This window comes from Siphonobacter sp. SORGH_AS_1065 (assembly GCF_030818595.1).
GTDB lineage: Bacteria > Bacteroidota > Bacteroidia > Cytophagales > Spirosomataceae > Siphonobacter.
Map to the genome: position 1 here is coordinate 384,489 of NZ_JAUTAM010000008.1, position 17,616 is coordinate 402,104.

The 17,616-nt window shown below is 44.2% G+C and carries 15 protein-coding genes; 3 read left to right on the plus strand and 12 right to left on the minus strand.

Annotation, left to right across the window (positions count from 1 at the left end):
* Positions 1 to 3: 3 nt before the first annotated feature.
* The 9 genes from QE390_RS23965 to QE390_RS24005 form a co-directional block, all read right to left on the minus strand.
* The gene (locus QE390_RS23965) at positions 4 to 687 is read right to left on the minus strand and encodes a response regulator transcription factor (RefSeq protein ID WP_106636071.1); all 684 of its coding nucleotides are present in this window, start codon (positions 685 to 687) and stop codon (positions 4 to 6) included.
* Positions 687 to 1,346, minus strand: coding sequence for a hypothetical protein (locus QE390_RS23970; RefSeq protein WP_307144234.1), 660 nt, complete (start codon positions 1,344 to 1,346; stop codon positions 687 to 689). The genes QE390_RS23965 and QE390_RS23970 overlap by 1 nt, the downstream gene beginning before the upstream one ends.
* 482 nt (positions 1,347 to 1,828) lie before the next feature.
* A complete protein-coding gene (locus tag QE390_RS23975) occupies positions 1,829 to 2,155 on the minus strand; it encodes a c-type cytochrome (RefSeq protein WP_307144235.1) in 327 nt (108 codons plus the stop codon).
* 10 nt (positions 2,156 to 2,165) lie between these two features.
* Positions 2,166 to 2,777: an SCO family protein gene (locus QE390_RS23980; protein ID WP_307144236.1), complete on the minus strand. Its 612-nt coding sequence runs from the start codon at positions 2,775 to 2,777 to the stop codon at positions 2,166 to 2,168.
* The gene (locus tag QE390_RS23985) at positions 2,774 to 3,202 is read right to left on the minus strand and encodes a viral A-type inclusion protein (RefSeq protein ID WP_307144237.1); all 429 of its coding nucleotides are present in this window, start codon (positions 3,200 to 3,202) and stop codon (positions 2,774 to 2,776) included. Before QE390_RS23985 ends, QE390_RS23980 begins: the two co-directional genes overlap by 4 nt.
* A 244-nt stretch (positions 3,203 to 3,446) precedes the next feature.
* Positions 3,447 to 3,839 (minus strand): hypothetical protein, encoded by a 393-nt coding sequence (locus QE390_RS23990; RefSeq protein ID WP_307144238.1) that lies wholly within the window; start codon positions 3,837 to 3,839, stop codon positions 3,447 to 3,449.
* Between the two features lie 21 nt (positions 3,840 to 3,860).
* The gene (locus QE390_RS23995; protein WP_307144239.1) at positions 3,861 to 5,015 is read right to left on the minus strand and encodes a PepSY domain-containing protein; all 1,155 of its coding nucleotides are present in this window, start codon (positions 5,013 to 5,015) and stop codon (positions 3,861 to 3,863) included.
* Between the two features lie 162 nt (positions 5,016 to 5,177).
* A complete protein-coding gene (locus QE390_RS24000) occupies positions 5,178 to 7,538 on the minus strand; it encodes a TonB-dependent receptor (RefSeq protein WP_307144240.1) in 2,361 nt (786 codons plus the stop codon).
* A gap of 199 nt (positions 7,539 to 7,737) precedes the next feature.
* Complete coding sequence (locus QE390_RS24005) at positions 7,738 to 8,133, minus strand: hypothetical protein (protein WP_307144241.1); 396 nt, start codon at positions 8,131 to 8,133, stop codon at positions 7,738 to 7,740.
* An 839-nt stretch (positions 8,134 to 8,972) separates the two neighbouring features.
* On the opposite strand from QE390_RS24005, the gene QE390_RS24010 reads away from it, so the two are divergent.
* Entirely contained in the window at positions 8,973 to 11,621 is a 2,649-nt protein-coding gene (locus QE390_RS24010; RefSeq protein ID WP_307144242.1) for a HEAT repeat domain-containing protein, read from the plus strand.
* A 21-nt stretch (positions 11,622 to 11,642) separates the two neighbouring features.
* Here QE390_RS24010 and QE390_RS24015 read toward each other — a convergent pair whose 3' ends face one another.
* Positions 11,643 to 11,852 carry a hypothetical protein gene (locus QE390_RS24015; protein WP_307144243.1) on the minus strand — a complete coding sequence of 70 codons (210 nt, stop codon included), beginning with the start codon at positions 11,850 to 11,852 and terminating at the stop codon, positions 11,643 to 11,645.
* 543 nt (positions 11,853 to 12,395) lie between these two features.
* Between QE390_RS24015 and QE390_RS24020 the strand changes: the two genes are divergently transcribed.
* Both QE390_RS24020 and QE390_RS24025 read left to right on the plus strand, forming a co-directional pair.
* Positions 12,396 to 13,919, plus strand: a complete 1,524-nt coding sequence (locus tag QE390_RS24020) for a hypothetical protein (RefSeq protein WP_307144244.1) — start codon at positions 12,396 to 12,398, stop codon at positions 13,917 to 13,919.
* A 25-nt stretch (positions 13,920 to 13,944) separates the two neighbouring features.
* Positions 13,945 to 14,490, plus strand: coding sequence for a DUF6705 family protein (locus tag QE390_RS24025; protein WP_307144245.1), 546 nt, complete (start codon positions 13,945 to 13,947; stop codon positions 14,488 to 14,490).
* A 551-nt stretch (positions 14,491 to 15,041) separates the two neighbouring features.
* On the opposite strand, the gene QE390_RS24030 is transcribed toward QE390_RS24025, so the two are convergent.
* Both QE390_RS24030 and QE390_RS24035 read right to left on the minus strand, forming a co-directional pair.
* Entirely contained in the window at positions 15,042 to 17,096 is a 2,055-nt protein-coding gene (locus QE390_RS24030) for a protein-disulfide reductase DsbD (RefSeq protein ID WP_307144246.1), read from the minus strand.
* 27 nt (positions 17,097 to 17,123) lie between these two features.
* On the minus strand, positions 17,124 to 17,616 hold a 493-nt coding region (locus QE390_RS24035), incomplete at its 5' end, for a pyridoxal-phosphate dependent enzyme (RefSeq protein ID WP_307144247.1).

A 17,616-nucleotide genomic window follows, 5' to 3' on the forward strand; every position in this document is an offset into this window, starting at 1 on the left:
GATTTAGTTCGTTTCAAGCTTCCCCCGGAGTCGGTATCCAACCCCCACGACCGTTTCGAGCAAAGGAATCGAAAACCCCCGGTCAATCTTTTTGCGAAGCTGGTGCACATGAACTTCCACGACATTACTACCCCGGTCAAAATCCGACTCCCATACTTTTTCGGTTAACTGTGCCTTCGTGATGACCCGCCCGGCCTGACGCATCAACTGCTCCAGCAATTGATATTCGCGGGGGGTTAAGGCAATCGATTGGCCCGCCCGACTTACCTGCCGACTGGCAAGATCCATCGTCAGATCTTCGACTCTCCACACGGGAAGTCTGCTTCCAGCATGATTACGTTGAACCGTTCGAATGCGAGCTAATAGTTCGTCAAGTTCGAAGGGTTTACGCAGATAATCGACTGCCCCCAAATCCAGTCCTTCAACTACGTGCTTGGACTGATTGAGGGCACTCAGGATCATCACGGGGACTTCAATGCCAAAGGCCCGCAGCGTACGCAGTACATCGAAACCAGTTGTACCAGGTAACATCAGATCTAGCAAAATCAAATCATATCCCCCAACTGCGGCCATTTCCAGACCCGTCGCCGCTGATAAGGCTATGTCTACCGTGTAACCAGCCTGCCGAAGTCCTTTTTGCAGGTGTAGGACTAATTTTTCTTCGTCGTCGATCAGCAATATTTTCATTAAAGTGCAAACGTTTGGCCGTGAATGGTTAAAGAAGTCGGGTGTAATAAAGGGCGGCCCGTCCGATTAACAAAGCCATTAGACATTCGCTCGAATCCGGTAACTCTCAACCGTTGGGCTCCCACGAGCAGAGCACTAATTTGTTCGGACTGGTGAGGTTTTAATTCGATTAAGTATTTGTTGGTTAGTAATGCTATTAATCGGCCCTGCTCATCGTGCATTTGTCCTACCACTGGTCCCTCTGACTGAACCAGCGGCCCTGATTGAGGTAGGGGAGAAGGGAGATCAGAGATCGATAAGGTGGTTTTTAAACGTTGATTTTGCAACCGAATTAAGCGAAAGGCCGGAATAACGGACTGATTCTTCCGTGTGGGTTTAGCTAGAACGGGTCCGGGGTGCGGTGGTCCATTAGGGCTGGGATCAAGATCAACCTTAACCTGTTGTCCGATTGCCGCTTGTCGGCGAATCCGGGCGGCTGTGTGAGGTGGAAAAAATACATCCACTTCACTCCCTTTTGAAGGCTTCAGGCGAAGCCCGTTATAATCACCAATCTGGTTATATAAGTAGTCAAGTACCCGACCCGAAACGGACGTAACGGTTTGAGCCTCCGCCTCTCCCAGCATGATAAGCAGTAAAAAACAGGTCAGAAAAAATGACACGAATTTCCGACAGGTATTTACAAGTGGGCGGGGTTGAAAAAACATTTGATGAAGTGTCTTTTATAGAATAGTTAATGAAAGGCTAAATATCGAACGAAAATTAGTGTACCTGGTGAGCTATTCAAAGCACTGATGACTTGTCAAATCTTCTTTAATGAGCTTGAATGAGATACCTACTCTAAATGCTATTTTCATAAGCGTAATAGTAATCTGATGATTGGCATAAGGGTTATGCCGGGTATTAACGCTCTTGAACCGGGTGAATGTTCACTAGCCAACTAAAAAGGGTTGGTACTTGCGGCGAGAACCCTGCCAGAAATAAGATTCTTTTCATAGCTAAAAGTTTAGAATAGAACATGACTTTGTTAGTTTGGTGCTCAGAAGGGTTACTGAAAATACATTATACACGAAATAGGCTTCCTCTAAAAGGGGAAGCCTATCAACCTATTAAACTAAATAAAATAAAACGCGTTGAGATTCAATTACTTCTTTGAAACAGTCAGTGAGTTAATCCACCTGGCTACTTTTAAAGCATCTTCTTTGGGCACCTGCGGCATGGGAGACATCGGAGGGTAGCCGGGCCAGTGCGAAGGGTCCGGTTTGTGGATTAAAGCCACGATTTGCTCGGGCTTGTATTTTTTCCTGGCTACTTCTTTATACGCGGGGCCTACCACTCGGGTATCTATCTGATGACAAGTTAGACAGGCGTGTTTTTGTAAAATCTTTTCTACGTCGGCGGGTGGTTTGCTTTGGGCAGCGGCGGGTAGACTGCTGAATAAACCAATGACAAGAATAAATCGGATGTTCATGCTATTTTAATTAGTTAGGAAACTCTTTTTTCAAAAGGGCGATGGCTTCAATGGTCTGTTGGGTGCCTTCGTCAGAAGTCCCATCAAACAGTCCCCTGACGTGACCATTAGGGTCCACGAGTATAAAGTGACCACTGTGAATGTAACCACCGGGTTGTGTGGAATCCTGCTGTGCGGTAATCAGGTAATGTTTCTCACCTAGTTCGTAAATCTTTTTCCGATCCCCGGTTACAAACTGCCAGCGGGTATCCACGACTCCCAAATCATGGGCATATCGCTTTAAGATGGCGGGGGTATCATGATCGGGATCAATGGTGTGCGAAAGCAGTTGGATCGTAGTAGCTTTATAGACCTTTAACAGATTGCGTTTCATGATCGGGCAGATCGTGGGACACGTGGTAAAGAAAAAATCAGCTACGTAGATTTTCCCCTTCAGATCGCGTTGCCTTACCGTATCGCCGTTTTGATTAACGAAGCTAAAATCAGGAATGCTGGGATATACCTGCGTAAGTTTACCATTCACCTCAACCTCGTGAGGAGTACCCAATAGGGGGAGTTTCGCCTCTTCTGATTGGCAGGAAGGTAGAAGGCCCATTAGAAAAACGTAAAGTAGCTTTCTCATGGTCGAAAAGTTTGAGCGTCCGTAATACTCTTCTGCATTTGATCCCTCACCGTTTCAATGGCTTTTTTCTGGTTTTGCAGATACAGATCGGCCTGTTTTGCCTCTAGTTTGGTTAATGTATCGGCGTTGTATTCGTGCATCCAGTGCATCATGGCCTGATCAGCCCCTTTGAGGTTAGCAATCAGGCGTTGTAGCTGGCTTTGACGAGATATTAACGCGGAATCAGCGGGATGGGCTGCCAACAAGCTATCCGTCTGTGTCAGCTCTAGTGTTAGGGTTTCCTGCAAGTCCATAAGCTCACTCATGCGGGGCATAATGCTGTCATGAATAGCCATGACTTCATCTTTCAAAGCCGTCTTCTTTTCCGAGCAACTGCTTAGAAACAAGCCTCCGATTAAGATGATAAAGAAGAAAATAGTTTTCATTAGAAAAGTATAAAAATGGATTCTGAAATTCGGATGGTTCGAAAGGTCCCGTCCGTAAGAATTTATGATCAAATAAGGATATCCTGCGGCTCCAGCAGGCTCGCGATTAGAACGCTCCGTTTTGCACCGGGATGTTCCTGATTTCTTCCACTAGCGTACGGTAATGGTTAACTTATAAGCATATACGTACCCTATGTTCGGGAGAATCCCGAACAGGAAGAATAAGCACAGACAGTAGGGACGTTTAAGGCCTGGGGGGACGGAAAAGGCCGTTTTTTTCAGCCGAAGGAAAGAAACGATGATAGAAAAAAGGGAACGGTACTGCCGTAGATTCGAAGTCCGGGGCTTCGAAGGTAAACTGCCAGTGGCTAAGTTGGTCAGGGACTTCCAGAACCTGCGTTAGTAAACGCTGACTAGCTTCTTTTTCCTGCGATTCCTGAGTGGCTTTGAGTTTTTTAGCCAGGTAACACTTGCCATCGCAGTGTAGCTCGGGTCGGTTTCTGTTTTCGCAGTAATATTTAATAATATAGTCTTTACGAAGTTCAAAGTCCATCAAAATCGCAGGCACCACCAAGGCCCTCACTAGCAATAAGCCAGTCAGAAAAATGACGCTAATGGATTTAACAAATGGACTCATAGCTCTTATTTTAAAGCATCGTTATCTTTTTAGTAATGGACGTGGCTTGAAAGCAGGGCTAACCTGAGCTTTTGCGGGTTTTCTCAAACGTCGCCACCCGAGTAAAAAGCCTGTTATTGAAAGCAGTCCAGGGGTTAATCCTATGATTACGTAAAGCACCTTAACGGGCAGACCACCGTAGTTACCTACGTGCAGGGGAAAGAAAGTGGCTTCGATTCGCTCTCCTACTGACTTATCCTGCAAACGTGAAATTCGGGTGATCTTACCCGTTTGCTGATCTATTTTTACGTTATTACCAGCCCCCCAAAGTTTCCACTGATTAGGGGTATAACCTCTAACTTCAAATGTACGGGTGGGTTGAGTGGGTAAATACACATAGCTTGGTTGGAGTCCGGGGAACGCTTTCAGAGCCTGTTTTAACATCTGATCGGGAGAGGCAGCCATCAGCGTATTCGGTTGGGTAGGAACCGTTTCTCCCCGCCAGGTTTTAGCTTCAAATGCAAAGAGATTCATGTAAAAACCCGTAAAGAAAATAATGGCGTTCAGAAGCAGAGACCATACGCCAACGATTCGGTGCAGATCGGAACTGATGGTTCGCCAGTTTTTTCGGTTAATCCTGATTCTGAAAGAAAGTACTTTCCAAAACATTTTCCGGTAAACGATGACTCCCGTTAGTAACGAAAGCAGCATGGTTAGTCCGAAAATGGCGGTCAGAGCCGCCCCGGGAATCCCCAACTGAAAGCTGAAATGAAATTGTAATAACCACTCGATGAAGCTGGGCGTAAACGAACGGGAAGGGCCTTCTCTCAGAATGGCTCCCGAATAAGGGTCAAATGAAATCAGACCCAGATCATACGTAAACAGGCGGGCATCGTTATAGTAAATTCTAAAATTATAAGCCTGATCAGGACCTGCTTCTGGGTTAAGCCAGGCAATGCCATCCAGATCACCGTACTTGTCAACGATGGTATGGTAACACCGGGAAAGTCGATCAGGAGCCAGCGTTTTGCCTTGGCTGGAAACCTGTAACAGTTCTTGGTTAGCCCAATGATCCAGTTCATGACGGAAGACGAGCACGGAACCACTCAGGCCCAGCAGCAGCAGGAAAATGCCACTAACAAATCCCAGCCAGCTATGAAGGGTGAAGGTGAGGCGAGTGAGTTTTCCTTTATTCATACATTTAACGTTTTAACTCGTTTGATCGTACTTCATCAGCTTCAACGTAGAGATTACTCCCAGAGAACGCTACATTGAATTTAAGTTCTTGTAATGGTTTACTAATCTATGGTTCGGCTGTAAAATGTTGGCTATCAGTCTGTCAACTAACAACTACTTACCTTACCAGAGCTGATAGCTAAGGGCTGCCCGGAAATTGAAAGGATCACCCAAACCTGCCGTCGTCGTACTAGAGCGGCTACCCGTGAAGTAATGCTGATTAGTAAGGTTATAGGCATTAACCTGGAGTAAATACCGGCTCCGCTGGTAGGAAAGGGCTGCATCAAAAACGGTGTAAGCGGGAAAAATGAAATGTTGATTGCTCAAAAGTCCCACCTGATCGCCCACGTAGCGAACCCCTGCCGCCAATCCTAGTCCTTTCAGGGCTTTGGAGGAAAATGTATACTTAGCCCAGCCATTCATCAGGTGGCGGGGAGCATTAGCAAAGCGATCTCCCTTTTTTCCGTAGCTGCTGGTACTCACCAACACGTGATCATTGAATGCATATCCGGCAATCAGATGTATCGGCCCCAGGCTACCCGTCAGGGAGAATTCCGCTCCCCGGCTTCGGGTACCGTCGATAGCAGCCTGACGGTGTGAGTTTTCCGGCGTTGGAGCTGCCGTCAGAATATTGGCGTAATTAATCTGATAGAGGGATAAGGTAGCGGAGAGGCGTTCCTGAATCAAATCCGCTTTCGAACCCACTTCAAACTGAGTGGATTGACGAGTAGGGAAGGGGCCGCCTGCGAGGGCATTCGTTGACGTTTGAGGGTTGAACGATTTTAAGTAAGTGCCATAAATGGATACGTTTGGAACAGGTAAGTACACGAGGCCAACCCGGGGAATCCATCCTGAAGCCTGTAAAGTATCTCCTTGCTTATTATCTCGGTCGGATAGCGGCGTCTCCTTCCCCTGGTACGAATCATACCGAAGCGAAAGTAATACCTTCACCCGTTCCCCCAGGCTTATCTGATCCTGAAGGTAAGCACCCATCAAGTTTGTAATTCGCTTATTATCATCAGCTTCAATCGCAGGAACTGAGGCATCGGGCACACTACCCGAGTAGTCTGGATGAAGGATTGAAATTCGGGTGGAATTTTTATACTGGTAATCATTCTTCGTCCAGCCGTAGCGGTTATAATCCACTCCTACAACTACCTGATGAGCGATAGCTCCCGTTTTAGCAGTATAGCTGGCAAAGGCTGTGGTTTGTAAACTAAAGCGATCCGTTTGCCAGTCCTGATACCCCCGACTAATGGAATCATTTCGGATTCGGCCTCTCGGAATATGATCCGTGAAGTCCAACACGTTTCGAACGGCCCGTTCCACCACAGTCAGTTTCAATTGATCTGTCAGCTGATGGGTAAAGCTTAGCGTAGCAGAAGCGTTGTGCGTGCGTCCGTAATCCGTCGGACTTTGAATCGTCAGGTGATTGGGGTAATAGTTAAAATCAAAGCTGCCATCGGGCCGGGTATAAATGTAGCTTCCGTTATCGTACTGATGGACAGCCTTCTGATAAGCATAATTAAGCTCCAGATGAAGCGAGCTGCGGGTATTAATCAGATACGTCAGGGAAGGAGCTACAAACAGATTTTCTTTGTCCTGATAATCCCTGAAACTTTTCGAGCGGTCATAGCCAATAATGGCCCGGTAAAGTAACTTCTGATTGGTAGAAAGAGGGCCGGTAAAATCGAGGGCTACCCGACGAAAAGCCCAGCTACCCAGCGAAAGATCCGCACGGGCTTTTTTCTGAGCCAGTGGTTTTTTAGTAATGAAGTTAACCACTCCTCCCGGCGAACCTTCACTAAATAAAGCTCCTGAGGGACCCCGCAAAAGCTCTACGGACTCAATGTTGTAAAGCAGCGGTTGCTGGCTCCAGAGAAACAGATTCCCCCGAATGCCATTGTAGAGTAAAAAGCTGGCGTCGTTAGGCGAATAAGCCGTAAAGCCCCGTATTTGAAAAGAACCGTTGCCGTTATTGGCTTTCATGCCCGTAAAGGTGCCCGCAATGTCATTAAGGGTAAAGGCCTGCCGATCCTGAAGTACCTGAGCATTTACTACCTGCACGGATTGCGGAGTAGCTAGCAACGGCTGCTCCAGACGGGTAGAGGTAGCGGAGGCAAGTACCTGATATTGGCTTTTAGCTGCACTGACAATGACCTCCTTTAATTCCTGTCGGCTCTCTGACAGTTGCAGATTAAGAAAAGGATTCTTACCGGGTCGGATCGTGAGATTTTGGGTATGAGCCCGGTAACCTATGTTCGATACGATCAGTACGTAAGTCCCCGCAGGAATGCCGGTGATACTGAAATGACCATCCGAATCGGTTTGAGTACCAAGCGTAGTAGGTTGAAAGGAAAGGGAAGCCCCCGCCAGAGGTTCATTTTCAAAGGTAACCAGGCGACCCTTTAGGGTTCCCGATTGAGCGTAAGCGGGTGCCAGCCCTACACAAAGGCAAAGAAAAACGAGTAAATGGAATTTCATGGACTAGAATAAAAGCAATGGGTTGATTACCTGAAAAGGAATCAACGACTTAAGAAAGGGAAAGAAAAGAGGCTGTCAGACGTACAAGGGAGCATTCCAGACCAAGCGAAGGCCCGAAAGTATTTCCTTAATGATTTTTAGCCATGAGGATAGAAAGCTCACGGATATTCTAAAAAACGTACGGAATGCAGCATTGAAATTAGCCTAGCTGTGGGGGGCGGAAGATGTCAGTAGGCAGACTGGAAGGGAAGAAACAGAGGTAAGTAAAGGTACTATTAATCGGTTCGGATGAAACTGTAGGGCAGTGAAAGGTAATATGGGTTTGGGTAAGTTGAGCCGGAACCTCCAGTAACTGACTCAGCAGTCGCCCGCTGGCTTCTTTTTCCTCCGAGTCCTGAGCAGCTTTTAATTTTTTAGCCAAGTAACATTTGCCATCACAATGCAATTGGGGCTTGTCCCGATTGACACATAATTCGCTGGCAATGTAATCGTGCCGAAGCTCAAAGTCCATCAGAATCAAAGGTACCATAAGCGTCCTCAACAGCAGTAAGCCAGTGAAGAAAACAACGCTAATGGATTTGAAAAGTGGACTCATACCCGCAAAAGTAAGTACCAAATCGGGTAGGGAGGTGATTTTATCTTAAAATTCTTTCGTCTTATAGGTTAGGGAAGTGTCTTCTTGGAAGCCCGTTGAAAAAAACGATAATCCAAGTTTTCTCTTGGTTTGGGATGAACGTTTCGTTTCGGGATGAGCCAGTGGCCACTGGTGCGAGATTCCCTCTCGTTCCTATCAATAATGGCAGGTTCCCATCTGCCGTTAGGCTCCACGTCTGTGGTCTAGAGCGAAGAAGCGTATTACTTAATATAAACGTGTTGGAATATGTCGTTTCAGGCATATGTCAGTCAGCAAAAGACCCGCTTCACAAGCAGGAAAGAACCTTGTCTGAGGGGTAACCTATGCTTTTCCGGTCAGCTATACAGGCGTGTCCCTTCGTATTAACTGACTAGAAATTGGATTAACTTATCATGAAGAAATGCCTGATTGAGTAAAGATTTTTGGGTAATCACTAGCCATAATCAGGGAGGAGATGCTCAGAAAAGCCGGACAAGCCTGCTTTGCAAATGATAGTATTTTACAACAGATACGAGGAAAGCTGGACGTAATAGGGGTAGATTTTCGTCAAATAAAGTGTCAATTTTGTCAATTTGTCGCTTTTGGTATTACTAATGAGATAATTAGATTTCTTTTGTTAAGAAACCTTATGTTGATGCATATGCAGGAATGGTAACAGTCTGGGCTTTTAAAGTACTAAGGAAGTTGATTTCACGAAAACAGGGTATATATAACCCTTAATATTCTAATAGTGAAGAAAACCGTTTGTACTATCACTGAGGCCGTGTTTCTAAACCTGTTTTACCCTTTGATTTTTTAGTATGATAAAGCTTACCGTACCGCTGGTTACTGCCGCTCTTTTTTTAGGAGTTGCTGCACTTAAAATGTCTACTCCGTCTCAGGTTCCCCAGCGGAGCATGACGACCAGTTCTGATACCCTCTTGAAAGGAGTAAGCTGGCCGAAAGAATTGGACTTGACCTATTTTTCTGGCCCGAATTTAACTCCCAGTCCAGCCTGTCTGGCAGTTGCTCCAACCGGAGAGGTGTACGTGGGAGTTGACAAAATGGGTTCACTTGGGAAAGAACCCGGCAAAGGAAGTATCGTCCAGCTCGTCGATTCAAATAATGATGGCAAGGTAGATAAACACACCGTTTTTGCGGAAGTAAACAACCCCCGTGGTATTCTGATCGAAGGCGACAAAGTATACGTGCTTCATGCGGCTTTCTCCCCCGAAACCGGTTTGGCTACGGGGATGAATCTGGTGGTTTTTGAAGATAAAAATCAGGACGGTGTCGCTGACGGTCCGTCAAAAATGTTGATTGAACACATCAGTAATGCTGCGTATATCCGTAACCGGGGTGTAGACCACGCTACGAACGGAATCCGCATGGGTATTGATGGTTGGATTTATATCGCTGTGGGGGATTTTGGCTTCCACAATGCTACCGACCGTTCAGGTAAAAAACTGACCATGTTGGGTGGCGGCATCGTTCGGGTAAGACCAGACGGCACAGAAATGGAGATTTTCTCCCACGGTACGCGTAACATTTATGATGTCGCTATTGACCCTTACATGAATGTGTTCACGCGGGATAACACCAATGACGGCGGCGGTTGGAATATTCGTTTCTCTCACCATTTACAATCGGGTGAGTACGGGTATCCGGTCTTTTTCCAGAATTTTACGGAAGAGATCATCCCTGCTCTGGTGGACTTAGGTGGCGGTTCGGGTACGGGCTCGTTCTTTATTGACGATGAAACCTGGCCTGAGCGTTACAACCAGGTGCCTTTAATGGCCGACTGGGGTCGTAACTTTCTTTTCATTCACCGCGTGAAGCCCGATAAGGCGACTTTTACGCAACAGGAAGAAGAATTCATCAAGTTACCTCAAATCACGGATGTGGATCTGGATGCTTCGGGCCGGGCGTATTTAGCGGCCTGGGACGGTGCGGGTTACTCGGGTAATCCCGGCAAAGGCTATGTCGTTCGGGTTGTTCCCAAAGACTGGAAGTATAAGGCTTTCCACGATTTAAGAAAAGCGAGCATTTCAGACGTCGTAGCTCAGCTCAAAGCGGGTAGTAACGTGGCTCGTCTGGCTGCTCAGCAGGAATTAATCAACCGCAAAGCAGCTCAGGAAGCAAATCCGATGATTACAAAAATCATTTCGGATACCAAGGAGAAATTATCGAGTCGGGTAGCGGCGTTGTTCACCTATGCTCAGTTAAACGGAGCGGCTGGTATTAACCAACTGGTAACGTATACCAATGACGCCGATCTGCGTGAATATGCCTTGAAAGCCCTTTCTGACCGCAAAGCCTGGGCCGCTCAGGTCCCCCTCGATCCATTCCTGAAAGCCTTGAACGATGCTTCTCCCCGCGTGCAGACGGCAGCGATTATTGGTATCGGACGTTTAGGTAAACCCGAAGCGGCTACGGCTCTTCTGAAAACCAAAGTTCCCGCTTCTTTTGTCGCTCCGGCGAAAGGTACCGAAGGACCACACGCGACGCCGAATTCGGCCATTGTACCTCCACACTTAGCCGTTCGTGCTCTGGTTAACTTACAGGCAGTGGATGCTTGCGTAGCGGCCATTGGTACAGATGAGTCCACGCTGGCTTTATGGGCCCTGCGTTACATGCACTCGCCAAAAGCCGTAAACGGGTTGATTCAGGCGTATCAGAAGAGCAACGATCCGGCTTTGAAGAAGCAAATTCTCCAGACAGTTGCTCGTCTGTACCACAAAGAAGCTCCTTACGATGCTAGTTGGTGGTGGAGTACGCGTCCCGATACACATGGACCTTACTACAAAGCGATCACCTGGGAATCTTCCCCAGCCATCAAAACCTTCCTGACGCAGGAATGGAAAAAGTCTTCAGACAAACAGGCGTATGCGGATCTGAATGCGAAGTTACGTTTAGGTATTTCTGAATTTGGTGGCGAAGAAGTCGCGGCTGTGAAAGAAGAACCTAAGGTTGATTTAGAGAAAATCAAGAATAAAAAAGGGCAGGTAGGCGAATCTTCGATTGAAGACGTAATGCTGGCGATTGCTCAATTGAAAGGAGATCCTTCGAAGGGTAAAACGCTCTTTACCAATCAGGGTTGTATTGCCTGCCATAGCCTGAGCAAAACAGAACCGATGAAAGGACCTTTCATGGGACAAATCGGCTCGATCATGACGCGGGAGCAAATTGCCGAATCAATCCTGAAGCCTAATGCTTCTATTTCCCAGGGCTTCTCGACGGTCATGATTACCGCAAAAGGCAAGAAGAGCTACATGGGCTTTGTAACGGAAGAAAACCCAACCCGCGTAATCATGCGTGACATCACGGGAACGGTGTATACCATCAAGACTTCGGATATTCTAAGTCGTAAGGAAATGGAAAATTCCATGATGCCTTCTGGACTGGCCAATGCTCTGTCTTACGAAGAATTTGCATCTTTAGTTACTTTCCTTTCGCAACAGAAAAAATAAGTCTCTAAGCGTATTAGTAGATTACCGGGCGGTATCAGATAGGTTCTGATACCGCTTTTTTGATTTAAACTTACCAGCTTTTGCTAGCACTGCCGCCGCTTCCATGACCGTTTTTCGGTTTAATTCAGTCAATAAATGATTGAACGAATCCATCTTTGCCAGTGATAACAAACCTGCCGGATTATTCACAAATCCGGTACCCATCTCTTTAGGGTTAGGAATATCTTCCACGGAAGAAAAGGTTTAGGCTTGAATAGAAAATGAGCAGATACCTACCAGTAATTCTAATTAGAGAATTTGGCTTACCTTTTTGCCAATAGCAAAGAATGAACGCTATAAAGTAGAGCGAGTCAGAAATCATGAAGGCTGGTTGAATTACCTATGGAAAAAAGAGGCTAGTGGTTTAGCGAAAATAGGCTCAAAAAATAAGGCTCCTTCATAGATAGAGCTTTGTATCATTATTTGTCATTAATAAAATATAAGTAGATATAATCTACTTAATAGGTATAAATTAATATTATTGAAATTTTATTAAGTACCTTAATTCGTATAAGGCTATATATTTCTAATAACATATTAGAAAAAATTAATTATCAATCTACAAATTACTTATGTAATATAGGAAATCATTAAATATTAATTAATTACTACGACTTTAATTATAGCCTTTACATCTATTAAATATATCTATTTGTCGTATTTTTACTATGACGTATATACATAATAAGATATCATTGTATCAGTTTTAACACTATAAACTATAATAAAATATTTATGAAATTTTCCCTTGTAAGGCAAATGTCTTACTTACTTATCTTATCAGTTTTTGGGATAAGTATTTTCTTTTCTTGTAAACAAATTCTTCCATTAAACGAATTTGAAAATTCTCTAAATGCAAAATTTTCAATTAGTGAAGCTAAAGGTATATATACAAAAAAGTTTTCTGGTATAAGGACTAACTCTAATAGAAAGGATTTTGGTTCTCCTGCATGGGAAATGGCCAATGAATATGAATATTCAGATGGTTCTGGTTTTGTACAAGTATTACTTAAAAGTAAGCCACTGAAATTAAGTACTGTTGATATAACAAGAGATACAACAGGAAAGAATACAAAATCTACTACTTTTTCTACTTTTCCTAGATATCTAATTATCTATCAAGACAAATCAGGGAATACCATTTTTCGAGTCATGGAAATGGTATCAACAGAGCATGATTATCACGTATCTGGCTATAACTTCACTGGTGAAATTAGATATTATGATTTTGAAACTGCTAATCTTTTAGATGGGTTTGAAGTAAAACAAGGGAAAAAAATTAAATTTTTTCGTACAGAATTAGGCAGGGATTTACTTGCTAATACTGGAGGAAGAATCAGTAACTGGAATTATAAACAATTTTTAAAATGTTATTATCAAGGAAGGTATCAAAACTCAGAAATTGACCCAGATGCCCTAGCAATTGGGACAAGTATTTTAAAAGATGTTAGTGACCATTGTCCAGGGATTTGGCATGGATTTGATAACTGGGGACAAATAACATGGTTCTTTTCTTTCTCAGAATATGTATGGGAAGCAGTATATGAAGAACCAGGTTCGCCAGCACCACCACCAGGAAGCGGCTATGTACCTGGTGGCCCTAATCCAAACCCAGCACCTATTTCTCCTAAAAATCCATGTGAAATGGCTCAAAAATTGGCAGCAGATGCTCATTGGAGACTTTATATGATGGATTTGAAGCAAAACTTAGGTAAAATTTATGAAGTTGCTTATGCGTTTAGTAATGGAGGAAGTACTCCATTGGCTTCTGAAGGAAGTCCAGGCGATAGATATGTGCAAATCAACTATAATCCACCACTTGATGGAGTAATACATTCCCATTATCACGATTATAGATCAACTTCTGTTTTCTCTGCAGGTGATCTACTGTTTATTGCTCATATGTATAAAAAAGGACATATGAGCAATCCTGAAAATTTTTACCTAGGCGTTGTTACCCCCTGGGGATCATATATTGTAATTGTGGATGATCTAACAAAGTTTCAAGCTTGGGTAAATTATGTTTCACCGGCTAATAATACTTTAATTACTGAAAGGGCTTTTGAAGAAGGTTATACCAATGAGCCATTTAATATAAATCACCATTATAACGGTGCAGAAAATGAAAAGAAATTGGCTAATTATCTGAAAATTTCACAAAGTGGAATGAAATTATTTAAAGGTAATGATTATTTTAATAATTTTTCACCCATTTCCACGGATAATAATATGAATGTTATTCCGTCACCTTGTCACTAAAAAGTCATTTCTAAAATAAGCTTTTATGAAAAAAATCATCTTACTTAGCATTCTATTCGCTTTTATTTTTAAGTTCAATAATTCATTTAGTCAATCTTCACTAAGATTAAACTCGACTTATAAGTCAGATAATGCAAATAAGCATGTTGGTGAGTGGAAATGGAGTAATGGATCAGAAACTTTTAAAATTTATCTATTCAAAGATATTATGACACAACCTGGAAATATTAAGGTTGAAGTCTTGAATGGCTATCATAGCTTTGAGAAAGATGGAAAAGTCATAGATTCTTCTTATGAATTTATAAAGTCTAGCCCTAAAGAGCAAAAATCTACCTTAACTCTTTCTCTTCCTGAAAAAGATAAGACTGGCAATGTTTTGACAGGTATTATATATTTTGGATATATTGAAAGATCATATGCAATAACTCTTCAATTAGATGCACACACACATACATTTCGGGCAGAACTTGAGCCTATGGATGGAATGAGTGCTTCAACTGGATCTTCCACTAGAAGATTAGTAACACCAATTAAAGTTCCCTCTAATTTTGAATTAAAGAAAACGAAATAAATGAATAAAGACAAAGCCTGTAACGTTGACAGGCTTTGTCTTCATATTAATATTTTAAGTTATATAATCTTACGGAATAAAGAACATCAATTTATCTAGGAATAATCAATTTTATCGAATTTACCTAATGATTTTGACGATAAGCCGCTTCTACCAAATGGACTTTTTCAGGTTATAGGCTTTTATTAAGTAATTATTGAGATTCCTTCTATTATAAGGAATTTCCTAAATATTTTGACTGAATTTACATAATTGTTACCTGTAGATTCATATTTAAATTAGCGTATTTGTACATGGGTAAGAATACTTATTTTCTATTTCTACTACTTGTTTCGATAAGCTAGAAACCATAAAAAAGCCTTTCCAAAAAGAAAGGCCTTTTTATTACTCTAATAATTTAAGCGTAATGATCTTGTCAGAATTAAATAGATCATCGATACTTCTATGGGTAGGGTAGTGAAATTTACAAAGCCATCAATGTTTTAAGATCACTCTTCTCCAAACCATTTGTAAGCTTTTCTTAAAGAAGCTTATTCGAAAAAAATAACAATTTAAGGTTTAGAAATCCCTGCATGAAGGAACGTCAGAAACTCGGTTATGTCATAGTTAGCTCCCTGGGGCTTAACCCGAGGTTTTTCAGTAATCGGATCTAATAACACGTAATAGGGCTGGGAGTTAGCCTGAAAACGGGTAGCCTGTAGCGTACTCCATTTCTTACCGATGGTTTTGATTTCTTTACCATTGATAACCGTTTGTTCGGCAGGAGCTAACTCCGTTTTATCATCCACGTAAAGCTGTAAAAGAATGTACTTTTCCCGGATGGTCTGGAGTACCGCCGGATCAGGCCAGACGGTAGCTTCCATTTTTCGACAGTTTACACAAGCATGTCCCGTAAAATCAATCAGGAGGGGTTTGCCCGTTTTCCGGGCTTCCGCCAAAGCTTCGTCGTAGTCGAAATAGGCATTCAGTCCCAACGGAGCGTGGAATAAATCGCTGTATTTGTGTTTCTCGTGAAAAACGGGAGCACTACCCGAATTTCCAGCCAGACTGGCCGAGTAAAGATCAAAGTCCTGCGTTTGCTGGGGAGGTAGAAAAGCAGCAATGGCTTTGAGGGGAGCCCCCCAAAGTCCGGGAACCATATACAGCGAGAAACTGAGCGAAATCACGGCTAAAAAGAAACGGGGCACCGAAAGGCTTACCAGTGCTGAGTCGTGAGCAAAGCGGAGTTTACCCAGCAGATAGAATCCTAAAATAGCGAAAAGGATGATCCAGAGGACGAGGAACACTTCCCGGTCGAACCACTGCCAGTGATAGGCCAGATCAACGTTGGAAAGGAATTTAAGAGCCAGAGCCAGTTCCAGAATACCCAGGGTTACTTTCACGGAATTCAGCCAACCGCCCGATTTAGGCAGGGATTTGAGAGCGGAAGGAAACAGCGAAAACAAGGTAAACGGCAACGCCAGAGCCAATGCAAAGCCAAACATGCCGATGGCCGGGCCTAGCAATGCTCCCTGAGCGGCGGCCTGCACCAGCAGCGTGCCAATGATGGGCCCGGTGCAGGAGAAAGAAACCAGCGAAAGGGTGGTTGCCATGAAAAAGATACCCAGCAAACCGCCCTGATCAGCTTTCTGATCCATCTTATTCGCCCAACTACTGGGCAGCATAAGTTCGAAGGCACCCAGAAAGGAAGCCGCGAAAACGACAAGCAAAAGAAAGAAGGCGAAGTTGAAAAGGCCGTTTGTAGAGAGGTTATTGAGAGCATCGGCTCCAAACAGCACCGTAATCAATAAGCCTAGTGAAACATAGATAACGATGATGGACAGACCATAGAGCAGGGCATTTCGAATACCAGAGGAGCGGGATTCCGCCTGCTTGGTAAAGAAGCTAACCGTCATGGGCAATAGCGGAAAAATGCAGGGCATGAAGATGGCGGCCAGTCCCCCCAGCAATCCCGCTACAAAGGTTACCCATAAAGATTCTTCTTCGGGTTTGGGAGATTCGTTCGCCTGAACGACTGGTAACTCGTAAGCCTGTGCCGTGTCCACAGACGCTGACTTCGAACCGATAGTGATAGAATCGCTGACCAGCGATTGGCTAGCTTGCGGAATGGAATCTCTGGCAGGTTTTGTCGGAGTTACGGCTGCTACGGGTTCACTGAGCCCCTGCACGGGAATATCAAACGCTACTTCTTCGGGAGGTAAACAGCGTTCGTCGTCACAAGCCATGAATTCCAACTTGCCGGAAACCGTGGCTTTATTTCCCGTAAGTTTGATTTTTTGCGTGAATAGGGCCTGATTTTCAAACCAGCTAATATCCATTTGAAAGGTCTTATCAAAGCCTTTCACCACGTTTGACTTTTCATCAACCTTACCCACCAGGGTATATTCCTTGCTTGGATTGAAAACAAAAGAGGTAGCCACGGGGCCTCCATCGGCCAAATGCTGGGAGTAAATGTGCCAGTGCCGGGAGATTTTAGCCTGAAAGGTTAATACGGCTTCCGTAGGGGAGGTGGCCTTCGCTTTGAAGTCCCAGGTAACGGGGTTAAATAGCTGAGCCTGGCAATAAGGGCACAACAAAACCAGTAAAAAGAATAAGCTTCTTTTCATGTCTACTATCAATTCAAAAAGTGATGGCTAGAACAAAGCCGGGTGAGTAGCTAAACGAGGCATAGGTCGATAGCCCGAGAACGTAATGACCGGACTCAGGTAATCTTCTTTAAGGGGTTCGGTTTTTACTAAATCCGTGCTCAGGTATTTCTTGTTACTATCGCAGAGGATGGTTACCACGCAGGAATTGATACCTAGCTGCTGTTGCAGCCGAATGGCACCAATCACATTAGCACCGGAGGAAATGCCAACGGCCAGACCGAGTTCTCTGGATAATTTCTGAGCCATCAAAATGGCATCTCCATCGTGAGCCTGCACTACTGCATCCAGTCGATCGAGTTGAACGATGGCGGGAATAAACTCATCCGAAATCCCCTGAATCCGGTGAGAGCCTACTTTATAACCCGTCGTCAGCGTAGGGGATTCGGCGGGCTCTAGAGGGTGAATGCGGATCGACGAATCTCGCTCCTTCAAATAGTTGCTAATACCCATAACGGTACCGCCCGTACCTACGCCCGCT